This is a genomic window from Gilliamella sp. Nev5-1 (genome assembly GCF_001690895.1).
GTDB lineage: Bacteria > Pseudomonadota > Gammaproteobacteria > Enterobacterales > Orbaceae > Gilliamella > Gilliamella apicola_C.
Window position 1 is genome coordinate 40,198 of the sequence record NZ_LZHO01000025.1, and the last position, 26,552, is coordinate 66,749.

Sequence of the window (26,552 nt, forward strand, 5' to 3'; positions counted from 1 at the left end):
ACAGCTTATTTAAAACAGTAATGGTATTGAACCAGCGCTTCACGTGTGATTGAAAATACTCCCAGCCCACCATGCTTAGTTTCAATCCAATTAAAAGGTACATTGGGGTATTGTTGCTGTAGGCTAACCCAACTATTACCAACTTCACAGACTAATACACCCTCAGGTGTTAAATAATCTATCGCATCTCGTAAAATTCTTTTTACAAGATCTAAGCCATAAACGCCTGCCTCTAATGCTAATTTAGGTTCATATAAAAATTCGTCAGGCAAATCACTCATATCTTCACTATCAACGTAAGGTGGATTTGTGACAATGAGGTCATATTGTTTTACAGGCACATCATTAAATAGATCTGACAAAATAGGCGTAACTCGAAAATCCATTTCGTGCATTTCAATATTTGTTTGTGCAATATCTAATGCTTCTAATGAAATATCGGTGATATCAACTTGAGCATCGGTAAACTCATAAGCACAAGCAATGCCAATACAACCACTGCCCGAGCATAAATCTAAGATATTTTTAGGTTCAGCGGATATTATCTGTTTAAAATGGTTATCAATTAATTCACCAATAGGAGAACGAGGAATTAATACCCGTTCATCAACATAAAAAGCGTGCCCACAAAACCAAGCTTGATTAGTTAAATAAGGCGTTGGCACACGATCTTTAATGCGTTTATGAATAATCTCCAACAGTTGATTTTTTTCTTCATCGGTCAGATTTGCGGAATAAAATTCTGCAGGGACAAATAACGATAATCCTAATGTTGCCAAAATTAATTGTTTAGACTCATCAATAGGATTATCCGTACCGTGCCCTAAAAAGACATCTGATAGGCTAAGTTGTGATGCCGTCCAGCGTATAAAATCCTGAACAGTGCGTAAATTTTCCATAGTAGCTCCAAATAATCTAGGAGAGGAAGGTATTATTTGTTATTGTAGCTAGCGACCCTCAATAAAGAGAATTTGTTAAAGCAAACTTAACGATTACTTCTAACAATAATGTTGAACTAAGGTGTTCTATTCTTCAATAACAAAATATGGCGGTGAGGAAGGGATTCGAACCCTTGATACGTTGCCGTATACACACTTTCCAGGCGTGCTCCTTCAACCACTCGGACACCTCACCTAACTGTTAGAGCCAGCTTTTTTTTTAAAGCAGGCTGCATACTATAATAATCACAAGATAATTAATCAAGCTTTTTTAATTCATACAAACAATAATACCAAATGTCGCTAGTACAGCTAGTATGCCAACTGTTGTGATCAATGCATATTTTAAATTTAAGCACATTATTATTACCTCCACTTATTTATTATTAGTTAGCCTTTTCGATCGGTGAATCAAACGAAATAATTTCGTTAATAGATTTATTGCTTTCAATTTTCGGATATTTAGGCACAAAATCAAGCAGTATCTCGATAGATTCATCTAAGTAAGCATCAGGTTGTTTATAATCTTTGGGTAAATCGTCTAATTTATTAATTGATGGTAAACCAGCCTTCTTTAAACGCTCATTCATTCTTTTCAAATCGCGTTCATCATTTGTTTTTTGTTCTGCTTCTCGTTTATTTTTATTAAGCGAAACAATATATTGGCGATCTTTTTGATCATTGAACCTTTTAATATCTTCATCAATATAAATAAATTCAGGATTTTTTGAAATTCTAGCCAAGTGCAATGATTCAAGCTCAGGTAACAGTAACTTGATATTGGCAAGAGTCAAATAATTAGCTGACGGTATTTTATCCCAAGGTAACGCATTATCTAAGAATCGTTCACCTGTCTTATCAGCATACTTCATTTTATTCATTTCAATATCTGGTTTAACACCTTTTAATTGAGTGCTTCCACCATTAATACGATAAAACTTCTGAATAGTGTATTGAGCTCCTCCCAATTCAGGCCAATTCGGGTGTAATCTCGCATCAACTGGATAAGAAATGTTACGAGATGTTTGTACAGTTCCTTTCCCATAAGTTGTTTCGCCAACAATTAATGCGCGCCCATAATCTTGCATAGCAGCAGAAAATATTTCTGATGCTGATGCACTATAGCGATTAACCATTACAACAAGCGGTCCGGTATATTCGATACCTTTATTTTTATCATCATAAGTAATGACTTTTTGCAAATTGTCTCGAACTTGAACAACAGGCCCACTATCAATAAACAAACCAGTTAAAGTGATAACTTCCGCTAATGAACCACCACCATTATCACGTAAATCAATAACCAGACCTTGCAAATTTTCTTTATTTGCTTTCGATAAAAGAGATTCCACTTTTTCGGTTAATCCCATGTAGAAACTCGGTATTTCAATAACACCTACTTTACCTCGTTCATTATTAATGATCTTTAATTTAGCTTCACGATCTTCAAAATGAATTTTATCACGAGTAAGCTCAATGATTTTTGCCTTACTATTATTACCAGCAGGTAAAATTTCTAATTTGACTAAAGTGCCTTTTGGACCACGAATTTTATCGACAATATCATCTAAACGCCAACCAATAACATCTTCTATTGCAGAACGGCTTTGACCTACACCAATAATTTTATCGCCTACAGAAAGTAGCTTACTTTTTTCTGCAGGTCCACCTGTTACAAAAGACATAATTACTGTATAGTCATCTTGCTGGCTTAACGTTGCGCCAATACCTTCAAATGATAAACTCATTTCAGAGTCAAAATCTCGTTTTTTACGCGGTGCCAAGTAGCTAGTATGGGGATCGATTTCTCTTGCAAATGCATTCATAAAAATCTGAAAAGCATCTTCATTATTTGATTGAACTATCGTCTTTAAAACACGATTATAACGTTTAGTCAAAACTTCGCGGATCTCTTTCTCATTTTTTCCTGATAAGGATAAACTTAATTCGTCATATTTAACACGCTTATTCCAATAAGTATTAAGTTCAGCTTCAGAAGTTGGCCAAGCAATGTCTTCACGATTAAAATCAACTTCATCATTGGTAGAAAAATCCATTGGGCGTTGTAAAACTTCAAGTGCATATTGATAACGGCTATAACGTTTTTGTAAAAAAAGATTATAAATGTCATAAGCTGTTTTTAAATTGCCATCAATTAATTCTTGCCCTAAAGACTCTTGCCTATTTCGAAAACTATCAACATCGCTTTGTATAAATATAAACTTATTGCCATCTAATAATTTAAAATAGCGGTCAAAAATCTGAGCAGAAAAAGCACCATCTAAAGCAAAATTACGATAATGTGATTGAGTAAAAAAATTAGTTACACGTTTAGCAACAACTTGGTGGATTTCATCTTGCTTCAAAACTGGGATTTGCTCTTTATTATTTTGTGGTTTTGCCTGAACATTTTGACCAGCAACACTCAAAATAAGGCCAAGAGCAATGATACCTTTCAGTAATTTATTCATTCAAATTCTCTACTTATTGATAATATGTTCAGGTTTAACCGTTAATTCCATACCTGCCCCAATCTTTACTTTAATCTGCTCTTTTTCAATATTAATTATTTGCGCTTTTATAGGTTTTTTACCTATTAAAACTCTAATAAAATCACCATTTTTTAGAATTTTAGTTTTTTTAGAGGGAGCACGAGTAGTTTTACGTTTTTCTTTTGCTTGTTCTTTAAAACGCTCTTTAGCCTTTTCCTTACTCTCTTTCAACTGTTGTTGAGCATGTTCCATCTGTTCTTGGCTAATCGCCTCACTTGGGTTTCCATCTAAATCAACGCGATTAACCCCTTCTTTTATACTGTATAAGTAACGCCAACTCATTGTGTATGCTCTCAGTGCAGCACGTAACTTAGTTTTACTTAGCGCTCCATTCTCGTTTAAGCGAGAAAGTATATCTTGAAAAATTCCAATCTTTAATGGTTTTGCTTCACCTTCAAGGGTAAAACAATTAGGAAATTGTTGAGATAAATAAACAATAATTTCTTTACTATTTGTTAATTGAAACTGACTTTCCATTGGTTATTCCATAGCAATTAAATTGAACTCTACATAGAGTTAAAGTATATCGCAGCTTACACAATAACACTAATTATCTTTTTTCTGTTTGTTAATAAAAGTAATAAATTCTTTAATACCATTTCGCATCAACCATGAAGCAACAATAGATTGCTCATCAACGGATAACTGTTCAAACGCAGTCATCCATAGTTGTAAAGGCTCGATCGGCGAAACGACATAACTAGCACTTTCTTCTTCAATATATAACGCTTTTTTAACATTAAGCGGTAAACTACCTATATGATATTCTACAGCCTTACCGCGAACACCAACTCTTTTTCGGGCTGTCCAATTTTCAGCTCTCGCTTTTCGATTAACCCCTTGTATCGTTGATGGCATCCCTGCAATATTTGATAGCTCTTTTGATGAGAACCACTCTTTCATTTTTACTATCCCATTTTAACAAAATAAGAAAAAGTTATAGAAATTAAAGAAACTTTGATACAATAAATAAGAAATAAAAATTATTATTAGCTAAAGTCCAATTATAAACTTACACGTTTTAGTAACATAAGAGCATAACATAGATATACAAGGTTATAAACTAAGAGGAAATAAAAAATGAAAATAAAGTCTAATGATTGGCATCCTGCAGACATTATTGCCGCCCTAAAAAAGAAAGGTACAACACTTGCAAATCTATCACGCCAATCCGGTTTAAGCTCATCAACGCTTAGCAATGCGTTAGTTCGCCCATGGACAAAAGGGGAGGTTATTATTGCTAAAGAATTAAATTTAGAACCTCACCAAATTTGGCCTAGCCGTTATATCGATCGAAAAACTAAGCAGCCAATAAAGCGAGTGTTGCGACAGAGTAAGGAATAAACTTTCAACTAAACCATAATAAAAAATGAACATAAAAACACTATTAAGAAAAAATATGGAAACATAAAGAAACAAAAATAACTGTTTCCATATTTTTATTATTAACAGCCTATTCTAATTTAAATATTATTTGTCAATAATAAAAAATACAAGCTCACCTTGAACGTTGCCCAACATGTGCTATTATTGGCAAACATCAAGGTATTAACATTAAACAACGATACATGAAAAATTTAAAAAAGCTTCTTATTGCATTCCTATCGATCATAATTTTATCAAGTTGCTCAAAAAAGAATTTTTTAGAACAAGGAACCACATTAAATAAAGAAAAAGTGAGTAAAATAGTCGAAGGATCAACAACTGAATCACAAATGATTAAACTATTTGGTGAGCCAACAATTCGAAAAGAGATTAATTCAAATGAGATACAATGGACATATCAATATGTCAAAAAAAGTTCAACCAGTCATATGTTTATCGGTGAAACCCAATACGATATTGTTGAAGGAACTCTTGATGTTATCGTGTCAAAAGGCTTAGTCATTTGGTTTAATTATAATGAAAAACACAAACAGAAAAAATGGTAATTAAAAGACAATCCAGTCCTAGATTTAGCCCTATAAATAATTTTGTGTATTTGCTTACTTTTAATACCTTGTAATATAAAATAAAATGGGAATTATCACAACAAGGCTGTTTATACCCTACTCGCCCTGAATTTAGCAGCGAAAAAGAAAGCATTAGGTTTATATTTATCTGAAAACGAAAGGGTGCATTTTTGGTTATCTATTTTGACCGATTTGCAAAACAAATGAAAATAGCTTGCTCAAGCTGTGGTATTTGAGGTGGCAAAATGCAAGAAAATACGGGCAATACTAACCCTAAATTTGAATTTAGCATTGTCACAGTTGATGTTATTTTTCTCTAATCGTCTTGATAAGGTGCTCACTTTGTGAATAAAACTGACACAGAATTATGAACAATCTCCACTCGTTCTATTGATTGCCAATGCAAAAACATCATATTGATTTAATCATTTTCAGCGTAAATCTCTATAATCAACTGTTATTTAACTTAGTCTTACTGTCGCATGATCCTCGCCAAAACTTGAGATAGACTTTTAATCAAAGAATTAATATCATTACCCACTATCATAAAAAACTAAAATAAAATCAATTGTTTTTCTGACTGATTTTTATCATGCCGATTTATCTTTCTTACTGTCTCATCACAGCCTTAGTCCCTGATATCATGAACTAAGCTTGGCGCGCTTAAACATGCATTAAATAAAGCATAATCCACAGCCTATTGTTTGAATGCTATATTAAATTTTTACTTATATTGATTTAACATAGATATTGAGCAGATAATATACAGTGTATAACCATGAGGATAAGTAATGCAGAGTATTTATCGGCAAATTCGGAGGTATAAATCATATTGTATGCTTATTCGTTTTCTTGCTGAAAATTCAATATTGTTAGGTTTAAGCGGTGATGCCAGTATTGAGGTTTATTGCTGATGTACCGCTATATGATAGGTGCATTTGTTGTTTTATGCATACTCTCTTTGCTGATAGGTTCAGATCCGATTTCATGGACAGGTTTACTGGCCGGTTCAGATGCTGATTGGTTAACTTTAAAAGCCAGTCGTTCCCCGCGTCTGTTGGCGATTATTCTTACTGGTATGGGGCTTTCTATTAGTGGGGTAATTCTACAACATATTGTCCGCAATAAGTTTGTTGAGCCAGAAACGGCCAGCGGGCTAGATGCAGCTAAGCTGGGGATTCTGGTGTCACTGGTACTGCTGCCTTCGGTTGGGGTATTAAGTAAGATGCTGGTGGCTCTGGTGTTCTGTTTTGTGGCTGGGTTGATTTATATCCTGATTATTGCCAGAATCCGCAATCAGCAAATTGTGCTGATTCCGGTAATTGGTTTGATGTATGGCTGTGTGTTAAGTGCCGGCGCTGAATGTTATGCTTATAAAAATAATCTTTTGCAAAATGTTCAGGGCTGGCTGCTGGGTGATTTTTCACGTGTGGTACAGGGGTATTATGAGTTGCTGTATGTTCTGATACCGGTGATTGTGCTGAGTTATGTGTTTGCACAGCGGTTTACTGTGGCAGGTATGGGGCAGGAATTGGCTACCAGTCTGGGTGTGGGCTATAAAAGCACGGTGGTGCTGGGGCTAATGCTTGTGTCTGTTACTGTTGCGGCAACGGTGATTACGGTGGGCTCCATTCCTTTTATCGGGCTGGTGATTCCGAATCTGGTGGCACTTAAGTATGGTGAACATTTAGCCAAAACTTTACCGATGGTGGCTCTGGGCGGCGCATGTCTGCTGCTAGTATGTGATATTAGCGGCCGTTTGATAATTTATCCTTTTGAAGTCCCTATTGTCTTACTGCCGGTCTGTTGGCGGTATTGTCTTTCTGCTGCTGATTTTGCGGGGGCTTCGCTAATGAATCGCAGATTCTGGCTTTGATGTTGATTATGTGCTGCCTAAACATCTGTTACGGCTGGCTACTATTTTGCTGGCCGGTATCTGTATTGCGGTGTCGTCGGTGGTGTTTCAAACGCTAGTCACTAACCGGATTTTAACGCCGGCAATTATGGGCTACGAGGCGGTTTATCTGTTCTGGCAGGTACTGCTGTTGTTCTTTCTGGGGCAAAGTGTTCTGGGATTACTGGGGCTTAATGGCAATTTCTTTGCCTCGGTAGGCTTAATGCTGCTGTATTCGTGGATGATTCATCATTTTTTACTGCCGCGTGCACACCATAATCTGTGGTTGTTGTTATTTGTTCTGGTACTAACCATGGTAATCACGACTTTAACCCAGTTTACCCAGCTAAAAATTAGTCTGGGGGAGTTTTTGGTATTTCAAGGCATTAATTATGCTTCTTTCAATCATTCAGAAAAGCTGACGCTGGTATATGCTGCTATCGCGATGCTGGTGGTGGGCTGAGTGGCTTACCCGTATCTGCCTATACTTGATGTGATGGCTTTAGGCAAAGAACAGGCCATTTCACTGGGCGCGGATTATGCTCGTTATGTGCGCTGGGGGTTTGGTCTAATTGCAGTGCTGGTGGCAGTATCCACCAGTCTGGTTGGGCCAACGGCATTTATGGGGGTATTTATTGCCAATATGGCTTACGTCTTTGCCGGCCACTTTCAACATAAACGCATTCTGTTATTTGCCAGTGCTGTGGCTGTTGCGGTGTTTCTGGTGGCGCAGATTTTGGTGGAACATGTGTTTAATTACCGGACTACGGTAAGTATTTTAATCAATCTGATTTGTGGGATGTATTTTTTATTGCTTATTGTTTATCGTCGAGGAATGACATGATTCATATTCAAAATATTGGCAAGATTTATGGCAATAAGCCGGTACTGAATAATATTAATCTGGCGCTACCGCTGCATCAGGTGACGGCGCTGATTGGACCCAATGGCGCGGGTAAATCTACTTTGCTGATGATACTGGCACGGTTATTGGCACCTACTACAGGCAGTATTCTGTTTGAGCAACGGGATATTGCCAGTATCCGCATTGCTGATTATGCCCGCTTGGTGGCCACACTGCGACAATCGCCCAATTGTGACCTGCGTCTGACTGTAAAGGAGCTGGTGTCTTTCGGCCGTTTTCCATATGGACATGGATCGTTGTCGGCTAAAGATCATCAGCTAATAGATAAAGCAATAGATTTTTTAGATTTAAGTTCACTGCGTGATACATATATTGATGAATTAAGTGGTGGGCTGAGGCAAATGGCTTTTTTGGCTACGACTATCGCTCAGGAAAAGCAGATTCTTCTGCTGGACGAACCTTTAAACAATTTGGATATGAATCATGCGGTACAAAAATTAAAACGTAACAGTCATCATAGCTAAAAGCCATTTCTAAATAGCGACCTTCTAGTTTTTCATCATAGCAAACACCATCAACTTCAACAAGCGAGCTAATTTTACCTCTTTTGCTTTTAGGTAGCGGTTTTAATGTAATATTAGATATCGGTTTTATCATGTTTATCCCAAAAAATGCTTATTAATAAAAACCTATCAATAAGAAACTTAATAAAGTCAACAATTAATAAGCAAAATAATAAAATACCCATATTGAAAATAAATTATAAAACTAATTAATGAATAGAACTTGAATTAATATTATTACAATATAAAAACCAATATACACACAATTACATTTGAATTAGATTCATTAACGATTCTATTTTTGCAATTCTATCTTCAACTTTTTTGGCTGCACCATCCAATGAATATCCATCTTCCATCAATTCTTGAATTAAAACAATTTTTTTTATATTCGCTAAATCAAATTGACGAGACTTAGATTGTGGATCAACCGTTTTAATGATGCCTTTTTCTTCCCAATATCGTAATTTTCTAACTGGAATTTTTGTCATCTCAGAAACCTCTCCAATACCAACAATCACGGTTGATAAAAAGTCATCATATGAATTTTTAGCAGAGATATCTTCCATAATAAAACCTTTTTCATCGTTTATTTTTTTATATTTTATCGATTAAATTATATTGTACAACAAATTATGTTGATTTAAAAACCATAATGGATATATACTCCAATTGTTGTAGTTTAAATACAACAATAAAACTTAAAGGACTCATCAATGAAATATAAGTTAATCGTAGGAACAACATTAATTCCTTTTATAGCACTTGCTGTTGTTACCCTTCTATACATTTTTTTACCCATTCCAGAAAATTTACTAATTTTTATCAAAGGTAGCACACCAAGTAATGTCAGCTTATTGACAAGTGTGTTTGGTATTTTTTACGCGATTGGACTAATTATTTGGGGAATTTTATCGGATAAAATAGGCAAAGATTTTACTTTAGCAATAGGCTTACTACTTTTAGCATTAATCACTTTTATTATTCCATTGATAAGTGGTTATTATTTATTATTGCTAGCACGTTCCATCCAAGGCTTTTGTGCAGCCTCATTTCCACCTGTTGCATTAGCGTGGATTTCAGTCAACCTTGCTGATGCAACAAAATCTAAAGCAATCTCAATTATTAGTTGTGCGTTTCTACTCGCAACAACCATTGGGCAATGGTTTGGTTCAATAATGATTGTTGATTCACTGCATAAGTCTATGTGGTTTTTAGGTATTATTTACGCATTAGGCGCTGTATGCTTTTATTTCAACAGTTCAAAAAGCAATAGAAAAAAACCAACACCCCAAAAAACAACAATAACTTCAATTTTTAGTAAACTTCCCAATATTTTGTTTAATAAAAAATTATTTCCTATCTATTGTTGTTCGCTCTTTGTTTTACTTAGTTTCGTTAGTCTTTATTCAATATTACACCATAGCTCATTAATCATTTATGTACCAACACTACGTAATATAAGCATTATTGCTATATTATTTAGTCTAACAGCTGGTTATATATTTAAGCTAATCAAACCATTATACGTATTATTCATGGCATTATGCCTAATGAGCATTTCGTTATTAATGCACTGTTTTTATATTAATGACCAATTAAATTTTGTTAGTTTTTTATTTATTATCCATTTTATATTTATTTTTGGACTAGCCTATGCCATTCCATCAATGATTACATGTATTACAATCGAATCTGAAGCTGAAAGTCGTGGCATTGCCATATCGCTATACACCTGTGTTTTATTTATTGGTGCGAGTGTAGGCGCCTTTTTACCAACCATTTTTGAAACAAATACTTTAATTTTACTCGTCACCCTTTTCCTATTTATTTGTGCATTGCAACTAATGTTAAATAAAAGAAATTACCATTAAGGTTTTTATAATGAAAAAAATATTTATTAGCTTAATAATTATAACAAGTTTTTTAAATTCAACTTGTTACGCCGAAGAAATGAGTACAATAAAGGAACCCACTATGAACTCAACGCAAATACAACAAGCAAAAAACATACTTGAACCAAATTTTCAAAAGTTATTACAAAATGCAGAACGCGATTTTAATTTTGTATTAACTAAACAAGGACTCCACAATAAACAGCCTGTCACTCTTTATCGTTTTGAACCCAATGAAAGCATACATCTTGAACAACAACATGTTTCATTATTAATAAATGATACTACTAAAAATTTACAAGGATTAGTAAGATTACTACCTAAATATCAGTCTTCTAGCCAACAAGTTTCCAAAGAAATCGCATTACAAATTACTCTAAATTTTCTTAAAGACTATGCACCAGATTTATTAGAAAACTATAATAATAATTGGATCAATACCCATAACGAAACTATTATTGTTGATGGCAAAAAAAACACACTAACTGGAATGAAAGTCAAATGCCGTGATTTAAATACTGGCCTCTATTTTTGGACTATTATAGGACCTGATCAAACAGTAATGGTTTTTGAAAGAGATATTGACTGGGATTTTATTCGAGCAGGAAGGCAAACTCAAAAATGGTTACATGATAGTTGGTTAGCTAAACACTTATAATAGAAAAACAACTCTAAAAAACAAACGCTACAATTATTTATCAAATAAGCAAATTTTATACTGAAACGCATAATTTCCTGAAACATCTTAACAAGTATATTAACTTGTTAAGATGCAGTTATTTATAATAAAGATATCAATTACGAAATTCGCATTCCTGGTTTAGCGCCACTATCTGGTGATAGTAGGTACACACCTTCGCCATCATCTTTACCACTTGCACAAAGCACCATACCTTCTGAAACGCCAAAACGCATTTTGCGAGGTGCTAAGTTTGCAATCATAATAGTTAAACGACCTATCAGTACTTCAGGATCTGGATAGAATTGCTTAATGCCAGAAAACACATTACGCGTTTCATCACCAATATCAAGCGTTAGTTGAAGTAATTTATCTGATCCTTCAACAAAACTGGCGTGTTTAATTAAAGCAACTCGCATGTCGACTTTAGCAAAATCGTCAAAATTAATTGTTTCAGCGATAGGTTCGGCAACTTGGGTTTTAGCTGGTGTTGCTAAGACAGCTTGTTGTTTAGTTTCTTCAATCATGGCTGTGACTTTGTCCATATCAATACGGTTAAATAAAGCTTTAAATTGATTAATCTTGTGGTTTGTTAACGCATCCCCAATGGTATTCCATTCTAATTTACTATTTAAAAATGCCTCAGTTCGTTCAGCTAATGACGGTACAATCGGTTTTAAATAGGTCATTAAAATGCGGAATAAGTGAATCCCCATTGAGCAAATATCTTGCAATGCTTGATCTTGTCCTTCTTGCTTAGCAACAACCCATGGTGCTTTTTCGTCAATATAACGATTCGCTTCATCGGCAAGCGCCATGATCTCACGAATGGCTTTACCTGATTCGCGTTGTTCAAAGAAATCGGCAATCACTTTCGCTTTTTCCACAAATAATCCATAAAGCGCTGGCTCTGCCACTTTATCCGATAATTTGCCCTCAAAACGTTTATAAATAAATCCAGCCGAACGTGAAGCAATGTTGACCACTTTATTAACTAAATCACTATTCACACGTTGCACAAAATCTTCAAGGTTTAAATCAATATCATCAATATGCGGTGATAATTTAGCGGCGTAATAGTAACGTAAACAATCGGGATCTAAATGTTTTAAATAGGTGCTTGCTTGAATAAATGTACCGCGTGATTTAGACATTTTAGCGCCATCAACGGTCACATAGCCATGAACAAAAATATTCGATGGTTTGCGATATTGGCTACCTTCAAGCATTGCAGGCCAAAATAAGCTGTGGAAGTAAACAATATCTTTACCAATAAAATGGTAAAGCTCTGTACTTGAATCTTTATTCCAAAATTCGTCAAAAATGGGTTTATTTTGTTTATTGCAGTAATTTAAAAAAGATCCCATATAACCAATGGGCGCATCTAACCAAACATAAAAATATTTACCTGGCGCATCTGGGATTTCAAAACCAAAATAAGGCGCGTCACGGCTAATATCCCATGGTTGCAAGCCAGCTTCAAACCATTCTTGCATTTTATTAGCGACTTGATCTTGCAACGTCCCAGAACGGATCCACGCTTGCAACATATTTGAGAAAGCAGGCAGATCAAAAAAGAAGTGCTCTGATTCTTTCATAATGGGGGTGGCTCCCGAAACAACAGACTTAGGTTTAATCAAATCAATCGGGTTATAAGTTGCACTACAAATTTCACAGTTATCACCATACTGATCTGGCGCTTTGCAACGTGGGCAAGTGCCTTTTACAAAACGATCGGGCAAAAACATCTGTTTTTCAGGATCGAACAGCTGTGAAATGATTTTAGTTTTAATGTAACCATTAGCCTTTAAACGCTGATAAATCTGCTCTGATATTTCGCGATTTTCAGGACTATGTGTTGAGTGGTAATTATCATAACTAATATGGAACCCAGCAAAATCACGTTGATGTTCAGTTTTTACTTCACTGATCATTTGCTCTGGCGTGATACCTAATTGTTGAGCCTTAAGCATAATTGGCGTACCATGCGCATCATCAGCACAAATAAAATAAATTTCATTATCACGCATGCGTTGATAGCGTACCCACACATCAGCTTGAATATGTTCAAGCATGTGCCCTAAATGAATTGAACCATTGGCATAAGGAAGTGCACAAGTCACCAATATTTTGCGTTGAGTTGTCATATTAATTTATTGTCCCTTTTTATATAATAGCAGAAATAGTACATCAATCGTGGGATTATCGCTAGATTTATGCCATAATTTGATTAAATTTCTATACTCGATTGCGCTTTGTAAGCAAGTAAGCAATGATTCTTTTTGAGGATGAAAATAATGTGCTTGATGGTGTCCCACCATTTACGATGTTTTACCCTCTTAAGGAGAATTGATTGAAAGTGAAATGGGCCTAAATGTCGATACATAAAGAGATAGCCATAATGAACATTGAAGTCAAAAAAATTCTTGAAAATTTTACGCATCCAACTTTACAAAAAAATTTACTTGAACTTAAAGCACTAAAAAAATGTGAAATAGTTAATCATTGTTTATCTATCACTTTAGCTATGCCCTTTGTTTGGCAAACCGCTTTTGAGGAATTGAAAAAAAAATCCACTCCTGAATTACTCAAGCTTAACAACATTAACGAAGTTGACTGGCATATTGAATACCCAATAGCGACATTAAGGCGCGCTAATGACCAACATGCCATTAACAATATAAAAAATATTATCGCCATAAGTTCAGGCAAAGGTGGCGTGGGTAAATCATCAACAGCCGTCAATCTTGCACTAGCTTTACAAAAACAAGGCGCCAAAGTAGGTATTTTAGATGCAGATATTTATGGCCCTTCAATTCCAACCATGTTAGGCACAGAAAAACAGCAACCGTTAACACCTGACAATAAACACATGACCCCAATTATGGCACACGGATTAGCCAGTAACTCTATTGGTTATTTAGTCGATCCAGATAGCGCCATGGTATGGCGTGGACCAATGGCAAGCAAGGCATTACTGCAAATATTACAAGATACATTATGGCCTGAACTTGATTATTTGGTTATTGATATGCCTCCGGGTACTGGGGACATCCAATTAACCCTAGCACAAAGCATTCCAGTAACGGCAGCAATCATTGTCAGTACACCACAAGACATAGCATTAATTGATGCCCAAAAAGGCATGACCATGTTTAATAAAGTCAACATCCCTACACTAGGCATTATTGAAAACATGAGTTACCACATTTGTGAAAATTGTGGTCATCACGAAGCCATTTTTGGCGAAGGTGGAGCACAGCGTTTAGCTGAGCAATATCAAACAAAATTACTCGGGAAAATGCCACTCCATAAAATGTTACGCCAAGATCTCGATACAGGGCAACCTACTGTTATTAGCCATCCTGATAGCGAATTTACCCAGCTTTATTGCCAAATTGCCGGGCGTATTGCCAGTGAGTTATATTGGCAAGGCGAAGCAATTTTACCGGATATTTCCTTTAAGGCGCTATAATAAAGAATAAGCTTGGCTGTCAACAACAGCCAATGCTATTGATATTTTATAATTAATTTGGCATCACATCGCCATGATCAGCTGCGCAATAACTGCCCATTATCACCCTTATTTTAAATGGCGGAACTCGGCTTTTGCCTTCGTTAATTGTTGATTAAAAACGGTATTCGTATGTAATTGAGCAACCACCGCAGCTGCCATCACCTTAGCAGCATCAACATCACTTTGCCAATGATAGCCACAAATAACGCGGCTTTCGCCAATCTCATAACCTCGTTTTAAAATTTCATTTTGACGCGCTGGATTTATCTCTGCTAACACAAGTGAAATAGCAAACCCCATTGTTGTATGACCAGAGGGATAGGATCCATTGGTCGATAGCGCTTTTTCATCATCTGGGCGACAGGTTGGTTCATGGAAAAATGAAAACGGTCGAATACGATTATAATGGTTTTTAGCTGAGCGCGTTGCCAAATCCCCTGCATCTTCTTTCATTGTAGTAACTAATTTGTAAATTTCTGGTGTTTTCTTATCAGAAATTTCAAAACCAAAAGATGGTGAAAATTGCTTAGTGATATTATCTTTACTTGAATCAGCATCTAAATAGGCCTGTTTTCCACGTTCTGTATTACGAACAGACTTACCCCAATCGTACATTGCTTTATCGCGTAAAAAATCAATGCTGTCAAAAGTAGGAGGCGGTGGCAAAAGCAGCAAGCTATTAGGTGCTTGTTCTTCTTTAAGGAAAAAATCATTAGGATCTGTTGTTACATCTTTTCCCCCAGAAGCAAAAACATTTGAACATATTAAAGAAGCAACAAATAACGAACAAAAAATTTTTTTTTGCATATACTTCTCCTTATACAAATAAGGGATAACTATCAAAACATGTTATCGAAACAAAAAACGCTTAAATAACATCCAATTAATGATTTTGTATGAAACAATAACACGGTCAGCAAGATATCAATAGCTGTTCAACAATAAAATACAGCAACATATTAATAAAGATTGAGTATTTTTAATGTGATAGTCATCACAATTATATTTACAGTGGAATATTTGAAAGGCTAATTTAGATCATTACCGTGACAAATATGCTCAATATTTATCACGGTTCTAGAATGAATTTAAGCAAAAATCTTATCGCGGAACATAAAAAATACTGCACCTAAAAGACACAAACCCGCCCAAATATAGTCTGTCTTAAATGGCTCTTTTAAAATATAAATTGAAAAAGGGATAAAAACAGACAAACTAATTACTTCCTGAATAATCTTTAATTGACTTGCGCTGGCAACCTGAAAACCAATGCGATTAGCAGGCACTTGCAATAAATACTCAAATAACGCAATCCCCCAGCTAGCAAACACCGCCACTAGCCAAACTTGGTTATGTAAAAACCGCAAATGCCCATACCACGCAAAAGTCATAAAAACATTACTAAAAGTCAGTAAACAAACAGTAATAAGTAATTGATTCATAGTGTTGATATAAGAGTAAAGAAAGGGACTGGCATTATATACCATTGTCTAATAAACATACAAAATAGAAATAATTTAATTACATTAAAAAAACAACATTATTAACAATAGTTGAAATTGGCTAATTCATCACTAAAAACATGATAGCGCTATTGCTCAGTAGTCTGTTTAGGTCTATATTGAATCAACGCCAATAGGTGCAAAATCTTTAATGCATTGAACGTCGTTATCCTATCAACACTGAAATTTATTACAACACAATTATTATCCCCCCAAAGGAAACAGTTATGCAAAAAAGAGTCAATGAAGTTACTATGCGTGGAGCCCCCATTACTTTGTTAGGTCCCAAAATCAACGTTGGTGACATAGCACCTGATTTTATTGTGCAAGATTTAGTAATGAAACCCATTAAATTATCCGATTTTAAAGGTAAAATCAGAATTATTAATTCGGTACCATCCATTGATACTTCGGTATGTAGTGCCCAAGTTCACCGTTTTAATGTCGAAGCGGCAAAATTAACCGATACTATAATATTTTCAATTAGCCTTGATTTACCTTTTGCATTAAATCGCTATTGTGCTGCTGAAGGCATTAATGCCGTTAAAGTGACGTCAGATCATAAAGACCTTGATTTTGGCCTAAAATATGGCACTGTTATTGAAGAACTACGTTTACTTTCCCGAGCCGTATTTGTTATTGATAAAAATGACAAAATTGCTTATGTTGAATATGTTAAAGAAACATCTTCAGAACCTAATTATGACAAAGCCCTAGCGGCGGTTAAAGCATTAGCATAAATCAAAGCAATAATACATCGCCATCCTCTACAAATAGTGGTGGCGATGATTTACTTTAAGATTTATTTAGAGTAGCTATTTAATAGACAAAATTATTCAGTTATAATCCAATAAAAACATACCTCTTCCATAATCTTAATCATGAATAATAGTATTCCCCGATCTCGCATTTGGTCATCAATTCTTTGCCTTGCATTTGCGGCATTTATTTTTAATACAACGGAATTTGTGCCCGTTGGGCTATTACCTAATATTGCTGAAAGCTTTTCAATGGATGTCGCTCATGCTGGATTATTACTCACCATTTATGCGTGGGCTGTCTCGTTATTATCATTGCCACTCACAGTATTAACGTCAAAAATGGAACGAAGAAAGCTACTCATCCTTTTATTTTGCCTATTTATTGGTAGTCATATTTTAGCTGGGTTTGCGTGGAATTTTTACAGTTTGATGGTAGCAAGAATTGGTATTGCTTGTGCTCATGCGGTATTTTGGGCAATTACAACACCACTTGCCGTTCGGTTAGCGCCCAATGGTAAAAAAGCTAAAGCCATGGGCTTTATTGTTATTGGCGTATCGATGGCAACCATTCTAGGCATTCCAATTGGCACCATCATAGGACAACTCGTTGGCTGGCGTGTGACTTTTTTATGTATTGCTGGTATCGCTTTTTGCGTGATGATATTACTACTCCGCTTATTGCCTACTGTACCAAGCATGGATATTATCTCTATCAAAGATATTCCAATGGTATTAAAACGCCCAATACTGCTAAACATTTATCTATTAATAGCCATTATAATTGCTGGCCACTTCACTGCTTATACCTACATTACGCCATTTATGAAAGATGTTGGCGGATTTAATCAAAATGTTATCGTCGCTTTATTGTTAGTAGTCGGTTTTTCTGGCATGATTGGCAGCGTTATTTTTGCAAAATACGCCGAAAAAAATCCAACCGCCATTTTAGTGATCCCTATGTTGTCATTGATCGCTTGTTTATTATCACTTTATGTCTGTTCGTTCACACTTTATACCGCAATCATCCAATGTTTGATCTGGGGGCTTTCGATTACCATTATTGGCATGGTCATGCAAAGCAAAGTCATCGATGCAGCGCCCGATGCAACCGATATTGCCACATCTGTTTATTCAGGTATTTACAATATTGGAATAGGCGGAGGTGCTTTTATAGGTAGTAAAGTATTAATTTTACTATCAACGGAGGATATTGGTTTTGTTGGCGCCGTTTTCGTTATTATTGCGTTGTTATTTTTCTGTCTTTGTTCTAGAAAATTGTGGAATAATAAAACCATTTTATAAAAATCTTAAAGCTCAGAAACAGCATTATTTATTATATAGCGCCAATAAATAATGCTGAAAATAACACTCTTACATTATGATTTACTTAAAGACTCTAACTGTTCCCAGCGTTCAAAAGCAGATTCTAATTCGGCTTCTTTGTCGGTCAAAGATTGTAAGATTGGACCTGTAACCTCGTGGGGTTGATTAAAAAAGTCGCTTTGACTAATCTGTGCTTGTAAATCAGCAATGGCTAATTCTAATTGTTCTATTTTGCTTGGTAATTGTGTTAACTCTCGTTGTTCATTATAACTCAGCTTAACCTTCTTTTTAGTGGCTTGATCATTGCTTTTGTTATTCGCCGTGCTTAATGCTTTTTTAGGCTGTTTAACATCATTAACTGTCGCTACTTTAACCGGTTGTGCTTGTTGCTGTTGTTGCAGAGCATCGGCATAACCACCGGCATAAATACCAATATGCCCTTTGTCCTCAAAAAAACAACATTGGGTAACCACATTATCAACAAACTGCCGATCATGACTAACTAGTAAGACTGTTCCCTGATAATCATTAACCAACTCTTCTAACAATTCCAGTGTTTCAATATCCAGATCATTGGTCGGTTCATCAAGTATTAATAAATTACTAGGCTTTAAAAATAGTTTAGCCAGCAATAAACGATTACGCTCCCCACCTGATAATGCACGAACAGGTGTTCGGGCGCGTTTTGGCGGGAATAAAAAATCTTGCAGATAACCAAGTACATGACGTGATCGTCCATTAACCATCACTTCTTGTTTACCTTCAGCTAAATTATCCATCACGGTTTTTTCAGGATCGAGCTCTAACCGATATTGATCAAAATAAGCTACTTCAAGCTTGGTACCGCAATGCACACTACCTGATGTTGGCGTTAAATTACCCAACATCAGTTTTAACAACGTTGTTTTACCAATACCATTAGGGCCAATTAAAGCAATCTTATCACCTCGTAATACTTGTACAGAAAAATCATTAACGAGCAACTTATCCCCAATCTGATAGGTCACATTTTCAAGCTCAAAAACGATTTTTCCTGAACGTAATGCCTCTTCAATTTGCATTTTGGCACTACCCATCACTTGGCGACGCTCGCTATACTCTTGGCGCATTGCTTTTAATGCACGTACTCGCCCTTCATTACGTGTACGGCGTGCTTTAATCCCTTGGCGAATCCAGACCTCTTCTTGGGCTAATTTCTTATCAAATTCGGCATTTTGCAACTCTTCAACACGTAGTGCTTCTTCTTTGCCAATTAAATAGTTATCGTAATTACCACTCCAAGAGGCTATTTTGCCGCGATCTAAATCAATAATGCGTGTTGCCATTTGGCGAATAAAAGAGCGATCATGAGAAATAAATACAATACTGCCATTAAAGCTTTTTAAAAACTCTTCTAACCATTTTATAGTTTGAATATCTAAATGGTTGGTTGGTTCATCAAGCAATAAAACCGACGGTTGGCAAACCAAAGCTCTGGCCAATGCGGCTTTACGAAGCCAGCCACCAGATAGCGAAGATAGCAAAGCATCGCCATCAAGCGATAGCGACGAAATAACATTATGAATACGACTATCTAATTGCCAGCCATTTTGGTGATCTAATTGCTCTTGCATTTTAGCTAATTTGGTTAAATTGCTTTCGCAAGGGTCTTGCTCTACTTGATGTGCCAAATCGTAATAATCACGTAATAATTGCGCTTGTTCATGCAACCCTTCGGCCACAAAGTCAAATACATTGCCTTGCACATCGCGAGGAGGATCTTGTTGCAAACGTGAAACAATCACATTATTTTCATAAATAATTTGACCTTCATCTAATGGTATTTCTTTGTTTAATACTTTCAGTAACGTTGATTTGCCCGCACCATTACGACCAACAAGGCAAACTCGTTCGTTTGGTTCAATAGACATATCAATATGATCGAGCAGTGGCGCATCACTAAATGAAAGGTAAGCATTGGTAAGATTAATTAATGACATAATGGTGATTTTTATTTGGATATTAAGTAATAAGGCATTATTCTACCATAAAGTTAGCCAAGGCAAATAAATCAAAAAATAAAGAAGCACTAATAGGTCTCACAAATATTAGAAATCACTGTTCTATCCTATAAAAAAAAATAAATACTGTTATATTAATGAATAAAAATATTAATGAGTTTCGGTGTGGAGATTATTATGAGCCATATGTGGACATTCCAGCGCGTTGGTGGGTTGGATCAAGTTGTATTTAAAAGTGCTGATGACATTATCAATTTACCAGATTTAGACCCTAAATTATGGGTAGCATTAAGCTGCCCAACAACAGGGTTAGATTTTGACGAGCGAACCTTAGCATTACTTGATTCAGATCAAGATGGACGTATTCGCATTCCTGATATTTTAGATGCTATCAGTTGGACACAAGATAAAATCGTGTCATTTGATAGCATTTTAACAATGAGTGAAACACTACCTTTATCACAAATTAAAACGTCTACCCCACAAGGGGAAAAACTCTCTACTACGGCACGGAGTATTTTGGCTAGTTTGAATAAAAGTAATGTGGATTATTTAACACAAGATGATATATGGCAATCAATTAAAACCAATGCTGATAAACTTTATAATGGCGATTTAATCTTCCCTGCATCAAGTGAATTATCAAGCGACATGCAAACCTTTATTCAAACAGCAATCAAAACCACTGGTGCACAAAAAGATATGAGTGGACAAGAGGGGATTGATTTAAACATTGCCACCACATTTGTTGAAAACTTAAAAACTTGGTTGCAATGGCAAGCAAAAATAAATAATACCGATACACCATTTGGTGAAAATAGCGCTGAAATATGGAAGCTAATTCAACTATTAAAACCCAAAATTGATGATTATTTTTTACGTGTTGAATTGGCGCAATATGCCCCACAAGCACAAACAGCGCTTAACGTAGACGAAAAGTATATCGTACCGACACAAAATGGATTATTGTCTGATGAGGCTTTAGCCGAATTACCTCTATCAAAAATCGACACAGTTGAGGTGCTTGATTTAGTCAATGGAATAAACCCTCTTTGGAAAACTAAAATTAGTCGGTTTAAAACATTAGTGGAAACATCCTTATCCAATTCAGACCAGCTAACACAGCAAGAATGGCAACATATTCAACAGAGCTTGCAAGTTTACGCTAAACTGATTAGTTCTAAGCCCGAATTAGCACAATTAACTGTTGCAATTGAACCCTCTGCTAGCATAGAAGATATACCAAGCAATCTCATGATTAGCCTCGCTAACGACGATTTGTTAACCGAATTTAAGCAAATGGTTGAACAAGATAATAAAACACCAATATCGGCGTCAGATATTCTTATATTAGAAAAATTAGTTTTATTTCATAAACATTTATATCGTTTATTGGTTAACTTTGCGTCTTTTGCTGACTTCTTCTCACCAAATACGCGAGCTGCATTTCAGCTTGGTAAGCTTTATATTGATGGTCGCTGTGCAACCCTTTGCGTTGCAGTTGATAATATTGCTAAGCACGTAACAATGGCAAATTATTCCGAACTTTGTTTACTTTATTGTGAATGCACAAGGCATGGGCAAAAGCAACTAATTGCCGCGGCAATGACAGCAGGGCAAGGCGACTTATTGCTTGAAGGTCGCAATGGTGTATTTATCGATAATAAAGGAAATGATTGGGATGCCAATGTGGTTAAAATAATCACTAAGCCAATTAGCATTCAACAAGCAATTTTAGCACCTTATCAACGTATTGGTCGCTGTATTACTGAACAAATTAACAAATGGGCTAGCAGTAAAGATGCCAATATTGAAAAATCAAGTGAACAAGCTTTGCAAAACCCAGCAAATAAATTTGATATTGGTAAAAGCGTTGGTATTTTTGCCGCAATTGGTTTAGCTGTAGGTGCAATAGGTACGGCATTAGCCTCTATTTTTCAAGCAATTTTTTCGCTAACTTGGTGGCAATTTCCTTTATTCTTTATTGGATTATTCTTAATTATTTCAGGACCGTCTGTTATTTTGGCATGGTTAAAGTTACGACGTAGAACTCTAGGTCCACTACTTGAAGCATCAGGTTGGGCAATTAATGGCCAAGTTAAAATCAACTTAATGTTGGGTAGTTTGCTCACCAGCAAAGCTGAACTGCCATCAAACGCAAAACGCAATTTGCGTGACCCAATGAAAAACAACAGCAACAAAGTTTTAATTGCCGCTTTTGGGTTAGCTATTTTACTTGGTGTTGGTGCAACGGGAGGTTGGTTATGGCACAAAGGTTATTTAGAACACTATATTGAACTACAAAAGCAAGAAAAAGCCCAAGATAATACAACGAATGATAAATAAAAATCATTTTATAAAACAAGCTATCAAAAAAATCGCCGACAATAGTCGGCGATTTTTTATCAATAATTAATGCTGATAAACTGGTAATCGACGGCAAATAGTTAACACTTTTTCTTTCACTGTTTGAATGGTTTGTTCATCATCAATATTGTCTAACACGTCACAAATCCAATTGGCCAAATCACGTGATTCGGCTTCTTTAAAGCCTCGACGAGTAATAGCTGGTGTACCAATACGCACACCCGATGTTACAAATGGGCTTTGCGGATCTTTAGGTACGCTATTTTTATTAACAGTAATATTAGCACTACCCAAAGCGGCATCAGCTTCTTTACCTGTAATATTTTTATTGACTAAATCAATTAAGAATAGGTGATTGTTTGTTTCACCAGATACCACTTTATAACCACGATTTAAAATCACTTCCACCATAGCTTTAGCATTGTTAACTACTTGATGTTGATATTGTTTATACGCAGGTTCCATGGCTTCTTTTAATGCAACAGCTTTAGCAGCAATCACATGCATTAAAGGACCGCCTTGTGCCCCAGGGAAAACCGCTGAATTTAGTTTTTTACATAAGTCCTCACTACCACCTTTAGCTAAAATTAATCCCCCTCGTGGGCCTCCTAGGGTTTTATGTGTTGTAGTGGTAACAACATGCGCATAAGGAACAGGATTTGGGTAAACGCCCGCTGCAACTAAACCTGCTACATGCGCCATATCCACAAATAAGTAAGCGCCTACACTATCGGCAATTTCGCGCATACGCTTCCAATCAACCACGCCAGAGTAAGCCGAAAATCCGCCAATAATCATTTTAGGTTTTGATGCTTGAGCAATGTTAGCCAGCTGTTGATAATCAATATGACCAGAATCATCAACGCCATAAGAAACAACATGATAAAGTTTGCCTGAAAAGCTCACTGGCGAACCATGCGTTAAATGACCACCCTCGGATAAATTCATACCTAAAACGGTATCCCCTGTTTTTAACAGTGCCATATAAACCGCAAAATTAGCTTGCGAACCCGAATGCGGCTGCACATTGGCATAATCCGCGCCAAATAACTCCTTAGCACGATCTATTGCTAGTTTTTCAACAATATCAACATATTCACAACCACCATAATAGCGTTTGCCAGGATAACCTTCAGCATATTTATTGGTAAGTTGTGAGCCTTGCGCTTGCATTACTCGTGGGCTGGTATAGTTTTCTGATGCGATCAGTTCAAGATGATCTTCTTGACGTTGTTCTTCGCCTTTAATGGCATCCCACAATTCCTTATCATAATCGGCAATAGTCATATCTTTACTAAACATGTTGACTCCTTATTGTTCATTGCATTAGTCTTAAAGGCTTTGCTATACATAGTGTATAAAAATATTACTGTCAGTTATCCTTACTTAATTAACGTGCGATTTCAATCTTTTTTTAAGATTATAAAAAAAATTTATGACAAATCGATATCAAGAATAACGCATTTACAAATCATCATTAAAATAGTGGTTTAATGTGGATATATTTAATATTTTCAAAAACAAGGAAGTATTTGCATACTGTGAATAAAAGACTGCCAAAAAAGAGTGCATTTTTACCTCTAAAAGTTGTTCAGAAAACCTATTGATTTTATTAATTTTTTTAATTGAATTTACTTACCAATACAAAACGAACTAAATATACGGCCTAATAAGTCATTGGAGGTAAATTCTCCCGTGATTTCGCTTAAAGCTTCTTGAGCTAACCTTAGCTCTTCAGCTAACAATTCACCAGCATGAAAAACAACGAGTTGATGTTTGCCATTGTTTAAGTGCTGAGCTGCCTTTTCGAGTGCTTGTAGGTGGCGGCGGCGTGCTAAAAATCCTCCCTCGGTACTACTGGTATAGCCCATGGCTTGTTTTAGATGATCACGTAGCAGTTCTATTCCCTCACCTGTTCGTGCAGATAGTTGGATCTGCGAGTAACCATTTGCTTCGCTATAACCTAGCGATTCGCCAGTTAAATCTGCTTTATTGCGAATAACAGTAACAGGCAAATTTTTAGGTAAGCGTTCAATAAATTCTGGCCATAATTTTTCGGGATTGGATTCGGTCGTTGTTGTGCTGTCGACCATAAACAATACTCTATCTGCTTGTTCAATTTCTTGCCAAGCTCGCTCAATACCAATTCGCTCCACTTCATCACTGGCTTCACGTAGACCTGCGGTGTCAATAATATGTAACGGCATACCATCGATATGAATATGTTCACGTAGTACATCTCGGGTCGTTCCTGCTATATCAGTCACTATGGCGGCATCACGCCCTGCTAGTGCATTAAGCAAGCTTGATTTACCCGCATTAGGGCGCCCAGCAATGACCACCTTCATTCCTTCTCGTAACAGTGTTCCTTGCTTAGCTTCTTGGCGAACTTCAGCTAAGCGAGTAATTACTTCATTTAGCTGAGCCTCAATTTTACCATCCGATAAAAAGTCTATTTCTTCTTCAGGAAAATCAATTGCTGCTTCGGTAAAAATGCGTAAATGGATTAATGATTCAACCAGTGTATTTACTTTTTTAGAAAATACACCTTGCAAAGATGATATTGCAGATTTTGCTGCTTGTTCTGAACTTGCATCAATTAAATCAGCAATGGCTTCTGCTTGGGCAAGATCTAGCTTATCATTTAAAAATGCGCGCTCTGAAAATTCACCAGGGCGTGCAATACGGACATTAGGCACTTCCAGAACTCGTTTTAACAATAAATCGAGAATAACTGGCCCACCATGCCCTTGTAGCTCAAGCACATCTTCGCCAGTAAATGAATGTGGATTTGGAAAAAATAAAGCGATACCTTCATCTAAAGTTGAACCATCTGATGCTAAAAAAGGTAAATAATCAGCGTGGCGTGGTTTAGGTAATTTACCTAATATAGATTGAGCTACTGCTCGGGCTTGAGATCCCGAAATACGTAAAATCCCAACACCTCCACGGCCAGGTGGGGTTGCCTGTGCAACAATAGTATCTAAATTCATATGTATTAATTTCTAAATTAAATAGCAATGTGCCATAATATCATGGACAAGATGCCAAAAACAGCTACTGCTTACTTATCTAGTGATGATAAGAATGAGCTATATTCAAAAAATATATAAAAGAATCAAAAGATTTGATAAGTTGTTAAAAACTACCATACCTAATTTAATTTTTAGGGTGATCAAATAACCAAGAATTAGCCAAAGCAAGTGGTTCTCTTATCATTGCAATATATTTATCAAAATTAGAAAAGCTCAAGGGCGCTGACAATCCAGATACATCATTAAATCCTGAGCGTTTAGCCAGCATTACTGAACGTAATAAATGAAAATCATTAGTTACAACTATCGTTTTTCCTAATGGTAAAATGCGATTAGCATACACGAATTGTTGCGCAGTTCGGGTTGATTTATCTTCAATATAGATTCGTGAAGCATCTATTCCTTTATTCACTAAGTAATTAAACATCACACTGGCTTCACTTGCTGATTCATCTTTACCTTGTCCACCACAAACAACGACTTTAGTTTGAAGATTATTTTGTAAGTAAGTAGCAGCAATATCTAAACGAATTTGTAAAGTTAAAGGCGCTGTAGCTGGCGTGCCGACAACTTGAGATCCTAACACAACCATAGTTTCAGCATTATCAACGGGCTTTTGTTGTGCATAAATAAAAATAATAATATTACAGACAATAAAATAACTTAATATAGTGATTACGGAATACTTTAATAACTTCAATATATTCAT

General features: G+C 35.9%; 21 protein-coding genes, 1 tRNA gene and 4 pseudogenes. 12 read left to right on the forward strand and 14 right to left on the reverse strand.

The genetic code is table 11. The features are described 5' to 3' along the window. Nucleotides 1–5: 5 nt before the first annotated feature. The 6 genes from prmB to A9G41_RS03740 form a co-directional block, all read right to left on the reverse strand. Entirely contained in the window at nucleotides 6–899 is an 894-nt protein-coding gene (prmB, locus tag A9G41_RS03720; RefSeq protein WP_065582452.1) for a 50S ribosomal protein L3 N(5)-glutamine methyltransferase, read from the reverse strand. Nucleotides 900–1,046: 147 nt separating this feature from the next. Beyond that, nucleotides 1,047–1,134 (reverse strand) — tRNA-Ser (locus tag A9G41_RS03725). Nucleotides 1,135–1,209: 75 nt separating this feature from the next. After that, entirely contained in the window at nucleotides 1,210–1,299 is a 90-nt protein-coding gene (gene cydH, locus A9G41_RS14945) for a cytochrome bd-I oxidase subunit CydH (RefSeq protein ID WP_141672040.1), read from the reverse strand. 25 nt (nucleotides 1,300–1,324) lie between these two features. Then, nucleotides 1,325–3,409, reverse strand: coding sequence for a carboxy terminal-processing peptidase (prc, locus tag A9G41_RS03730; RefSeq protein ID WP_065582451.1), 2,085 nt, complete (start codon nucleotides 3,407–3,409; stop codon nucleotides 1,325–1,327). Nucleotides 3,410–3,418: 9 nt separating this feature from the next. Beyond that, nucleotides 3,419–3,967, reverse strand: coding sequence for an RNA chaperone ProQ (gene proQ / locus A9G41_RS03735; protein WP_065582450.1), 549 nt, complete (start codon nucleotides 3,965–3,967; stop codon nucleotides 3,419–3,421). 69 nt (nucleotides 3,968–4,036) lie between these two features. Further along, entirely contained in the window at nucleotides 4,037–4,393 is a 357-nt protein-coding gene (locus A9G41_RS03740; protein ID WP_065567230.1) for a DNA-binding protein, read from the reverse strand. 177 nt (nucleotides 4,394–4,570) lie between these two features. Here A9G41_RS03740 and A9G41_RS03745 point away from each other — a divergent pair, with 177 nt between their 5' ends. The 6 genes and pseudogenes from A9G41_RS03745 to A9G41_RS03765 all read left to right on the forward strand — a co-directional run. Next, nucleotides 4,571–4,834, forward strand: coding sequence for a helix-turn-helix domain-containing protein (locus A9G41_RS03745; RefSeq protein ID WP_065567231.1), 264 nt, complete (start codon nucleotides 4,571–4,573; stop codon nucleotides 4,832–4,834). 224 nt (nucleotides 4,835–5,058) lie between these two features. Next, the gene (gene bamE, locus A9G41_RS03750; protein WP_065582449.1) at nucleotides 5,059–5,421 is read left to right on the forward strand and encodes an outer membrane protein assembly factor BamE domain-containing protein; all 363 of its coding nucleotides are present in this window, start codon (nucleotides 5,059–5,061) and stop codon (nucleotides 5,419–5,421) included. 84 nt (nucleotides 5,422–5,505) lie between these two features. Continuing rightward, nucleotides 5,506–5,646 (forward strand): annotated as a pseudogene (locus A9G41_RS14650) (IS256 family transposase); the annotation flags it as partial. A gap of 709 nt (nucleotides 5,647–6,355) precedes the next feature. Then, nucleotides 6,356–7,295, forward strand: a pseudogene (locus A9G41_RS03755) (ABC transporter permease). Nucleotides 7,296–7,304: 9 nt separating this feature from the next. Then, a pseudogene (locus A9G41_RS14655) lies at nucleotides 7,305–8,180 on the forward strand (iron chelate uptake ABC transporter family permease subunit); the annotation flags it as partial. After that, nucleotides 8,177–8,704: pseudogene (locus A9G41_RS03765) on the forward strand (ATP-binding cassette domain-containing protein); the annotation flags it as partial. The pseudogenes A9G41_RS14655 and A9G41_RS03765, both read left to right, overlap by 4 nt. A 326-nt stretch (nucleotides 8,705–9,030) precedes the next feature. Here A9G41_RS03765 and A9G41_RS03770 read toward each other — a convergent pair. Beyond that, the gene (locus A9G41_RS03770) at nucleotides 9,031–9,333 is read right to left on the reverse strand and encodes a MerR family transcriptional regulator (protein WP_065586914.1); all 303 of its coding nucleotides are present in this window, start codon (nucleotides 9,331–9,333) and stop codon (nucleotides 9,031–9,033) included. Nucleotides 9,334–9,480: 147 nt separating this feature from the next. Between A9G41_RS03770 and A9G41_RS03775 the strand changes: the two genes are divergently transcribed. Then, the gene (locus tag A9G41_RS03775; RefSeq protein ID WP_075539341.1) at nucleotides 9,481–10,638 is read left to right on the forward strand and encodes an MFS transporter; all 1,158 of its coding nucleotides are present in this window, start codon (nucleotides 9,481–9,483) and stop codon (nucleotides 10,636–10,638) included. Between the two features lie 103 nt (nucleotides 10,639–10,741). Beyond that, on the forward strand, nucleotides 10,742–11,317 hold the full coding sequence (locus A9G41_RS03780) for a hypothetical protein (RefSeq protein ID WP_065580444.1): 576 nt from the start codon (nucleotides 10,742–10,744) through the stop codon (nucleotides 11,315–11,317). Between the two features lie 140 nt (nucleotides 11,318–11,457). Here A9G41_RS03780 and metG read toward each other — a convergent pair whose 3' ends face one another. Continuing rightward, the gene (gene metG, locus A9G41_RS03785; RefSeq protein ID WP_075539342.1) at nucleotides 11,458–13,485 is read right to left on the reverse strand and encodes a methionine--tRNA ligase; all 2,028 of its coding nucleotides are present in this window, start codon (nucleotides 13,483–13,485) and stop codon (nucleotides 11,458–11,460) included. Nucleotides 13,486–13,712: 227 nt separating this feature from the next. Here metG and apbC point away from each other — a divergent pair, with 227 nt between their 5' ends. Then, a complete protein-coding gene (gene apbC, locus A9G41_RS03790) occupies nucleotides 13,713–14,813 on the forward strand; it encodes an iron-sulfur cluster carrier protein ApbC (protein ID WP_065582441.1) in 1,101 nt (366 codons plus the stop codon). A 108-nt stretch (nucleotides 14,814–14,921) separates the two neighbouring features. Here apbC and A9G41_RS03795 read toward each other — a convergent pair whose 3' ends face one another. Together A9G41_RS03795 and A9G41_RS03800 are read right to left on the reverse strand one after the other, a co-directional pair. Further along, nucleotides 14,922–15,662: an acid phosphatase gene (locus A9G41_RS03795; RefSeq protein ID WP_065582440.1), complete on the reverse strand. Its 741-nt coding sequence runs from the start codon at nucleotides 15,660–15,662 to the stop codon at nucleotides 14,922–14,924. A gap of 281 nt (nucleotides 15,663–15,943) precedes the next feature. Then, complete coding sequence (locus A9G41_RS03800; protein WP_065582439.1) at nucleotides 15,944–16,297, reverse strand: DMT family protein; 354 nt, start codon at nucleotides 16,295–16,297, stop codon at nucleotides 15,944–15,946. A 287-nt stretch (nucleotides 16,298–16,584) separates the two neighbouring features. On the opposite strand from A9G41_RS03800, the gene tpx reads away from it, so the two are divergent. Both tpx and A9G41_RS03810 read left to right on the forward strand, forming a co-directional pair. Beyond that, nucleotides 16,585–17,097 (forward strand): thiol peroxidase, encoded by a 513-nt coding sequence (tpx, locus tag A9G41_RS03805; protein WP_065582438.1) that lies wholly within the window; start codon nucleotides 16,585–16,587, stop codon nucleotides 17,095–17,097. A gap of 141 nt (nucleotides 17,098–17,238) precedes the next feature. Further along, nucleotides 17,239–18,420: a sugar transporter gene (locus A9G41_RS03810; RefSeq protein WP_065582437.1), complete on the forward strand. Its 1,182-nt coding sequence runs from the start codon at nucleotides 17,239–17,241 to the stop codon at nucleotides 18,418–18,420. Between the two features lie 74 nt (nucleotides 18,421–18,494). Here A9G41_RS03810 and A9G41_RS03815 read toward each other — a convergent pair whose 3' ends face one another. Next, a complete protein-coding gene (locus A9G41_RS03815) occupies nucleotides 18,495–20,420 on the reverse strand; it encodes an ABC transporter ATP-binding protein (protein ID WP_065582436.1) in 1,926 nt (641 codons plus the stop codon). Nucleotides 20,421–20,618: 198 nt separating this feature from the next. On the opposite strand from A9G41_RS03815, the gene A9G41_RS03820 reads away from it, so the two are divergent. Further along, nucleotides 20,619–22,787 carry a MerC domain-containing protein gene (locus A9G41_RS03820; protein WP_065582435.1) on the forward strand — a complete coding sequence of 723 codons (2,169 nt, stop codon included), beginning with the start codon at nucleotides 20,619–20,621 and terminating at the stop codon, nucleotides 22,785–22,787. A gap of 66 nt (nucleotides 22,788–22,853) precedes the next feature. Here A9G41_RS03820 and glyA read toward each other — a convergent pair whose 3' ends face one another. From glyA to A9G41_RS03835, 3 genes are all read right to left on the reverse strand, one after another. Continuing rightward, nucleotides 22,854–24,110, reverse strand: a complete 1,257-nt coding sequence (gene glyA / locus A9G41_RS03825; protein WP_075539343.1) for a serine hydroxymethyltransferase — start codon at nucleotides 24,108–24,110, stop codon at nucleotides 22,854–22,856. 329 nt (nucleotides 24,111–24,439) lie between these two features. Further along, nucleotides 24,440–25,801: a tRNA uridine-5-carboxymethylaminomethyl(34) synthesis GTPase MnmE gene (gene mnmE, locus A9G41_RS03830; protein ID WP_065567686.1), complete on the reverse strand. Its 1,362-nt coding sequence runs from the start codon at nucleotides 25,799–25,801 to the stop codon at nucleotides 24,440–24,442. A 166-nt stretch (nucleotides 25,802–25,967) separates the two neighbouring features. Continuing rightward, entirely contained in the window at nucleotides 25,968–26,552 is a 585-nt protein-coding gene (locus tag A9G41_RS03835; RefSeq protein ID WP_065582478.1) for a YdcF family protein, read from the reverse strand.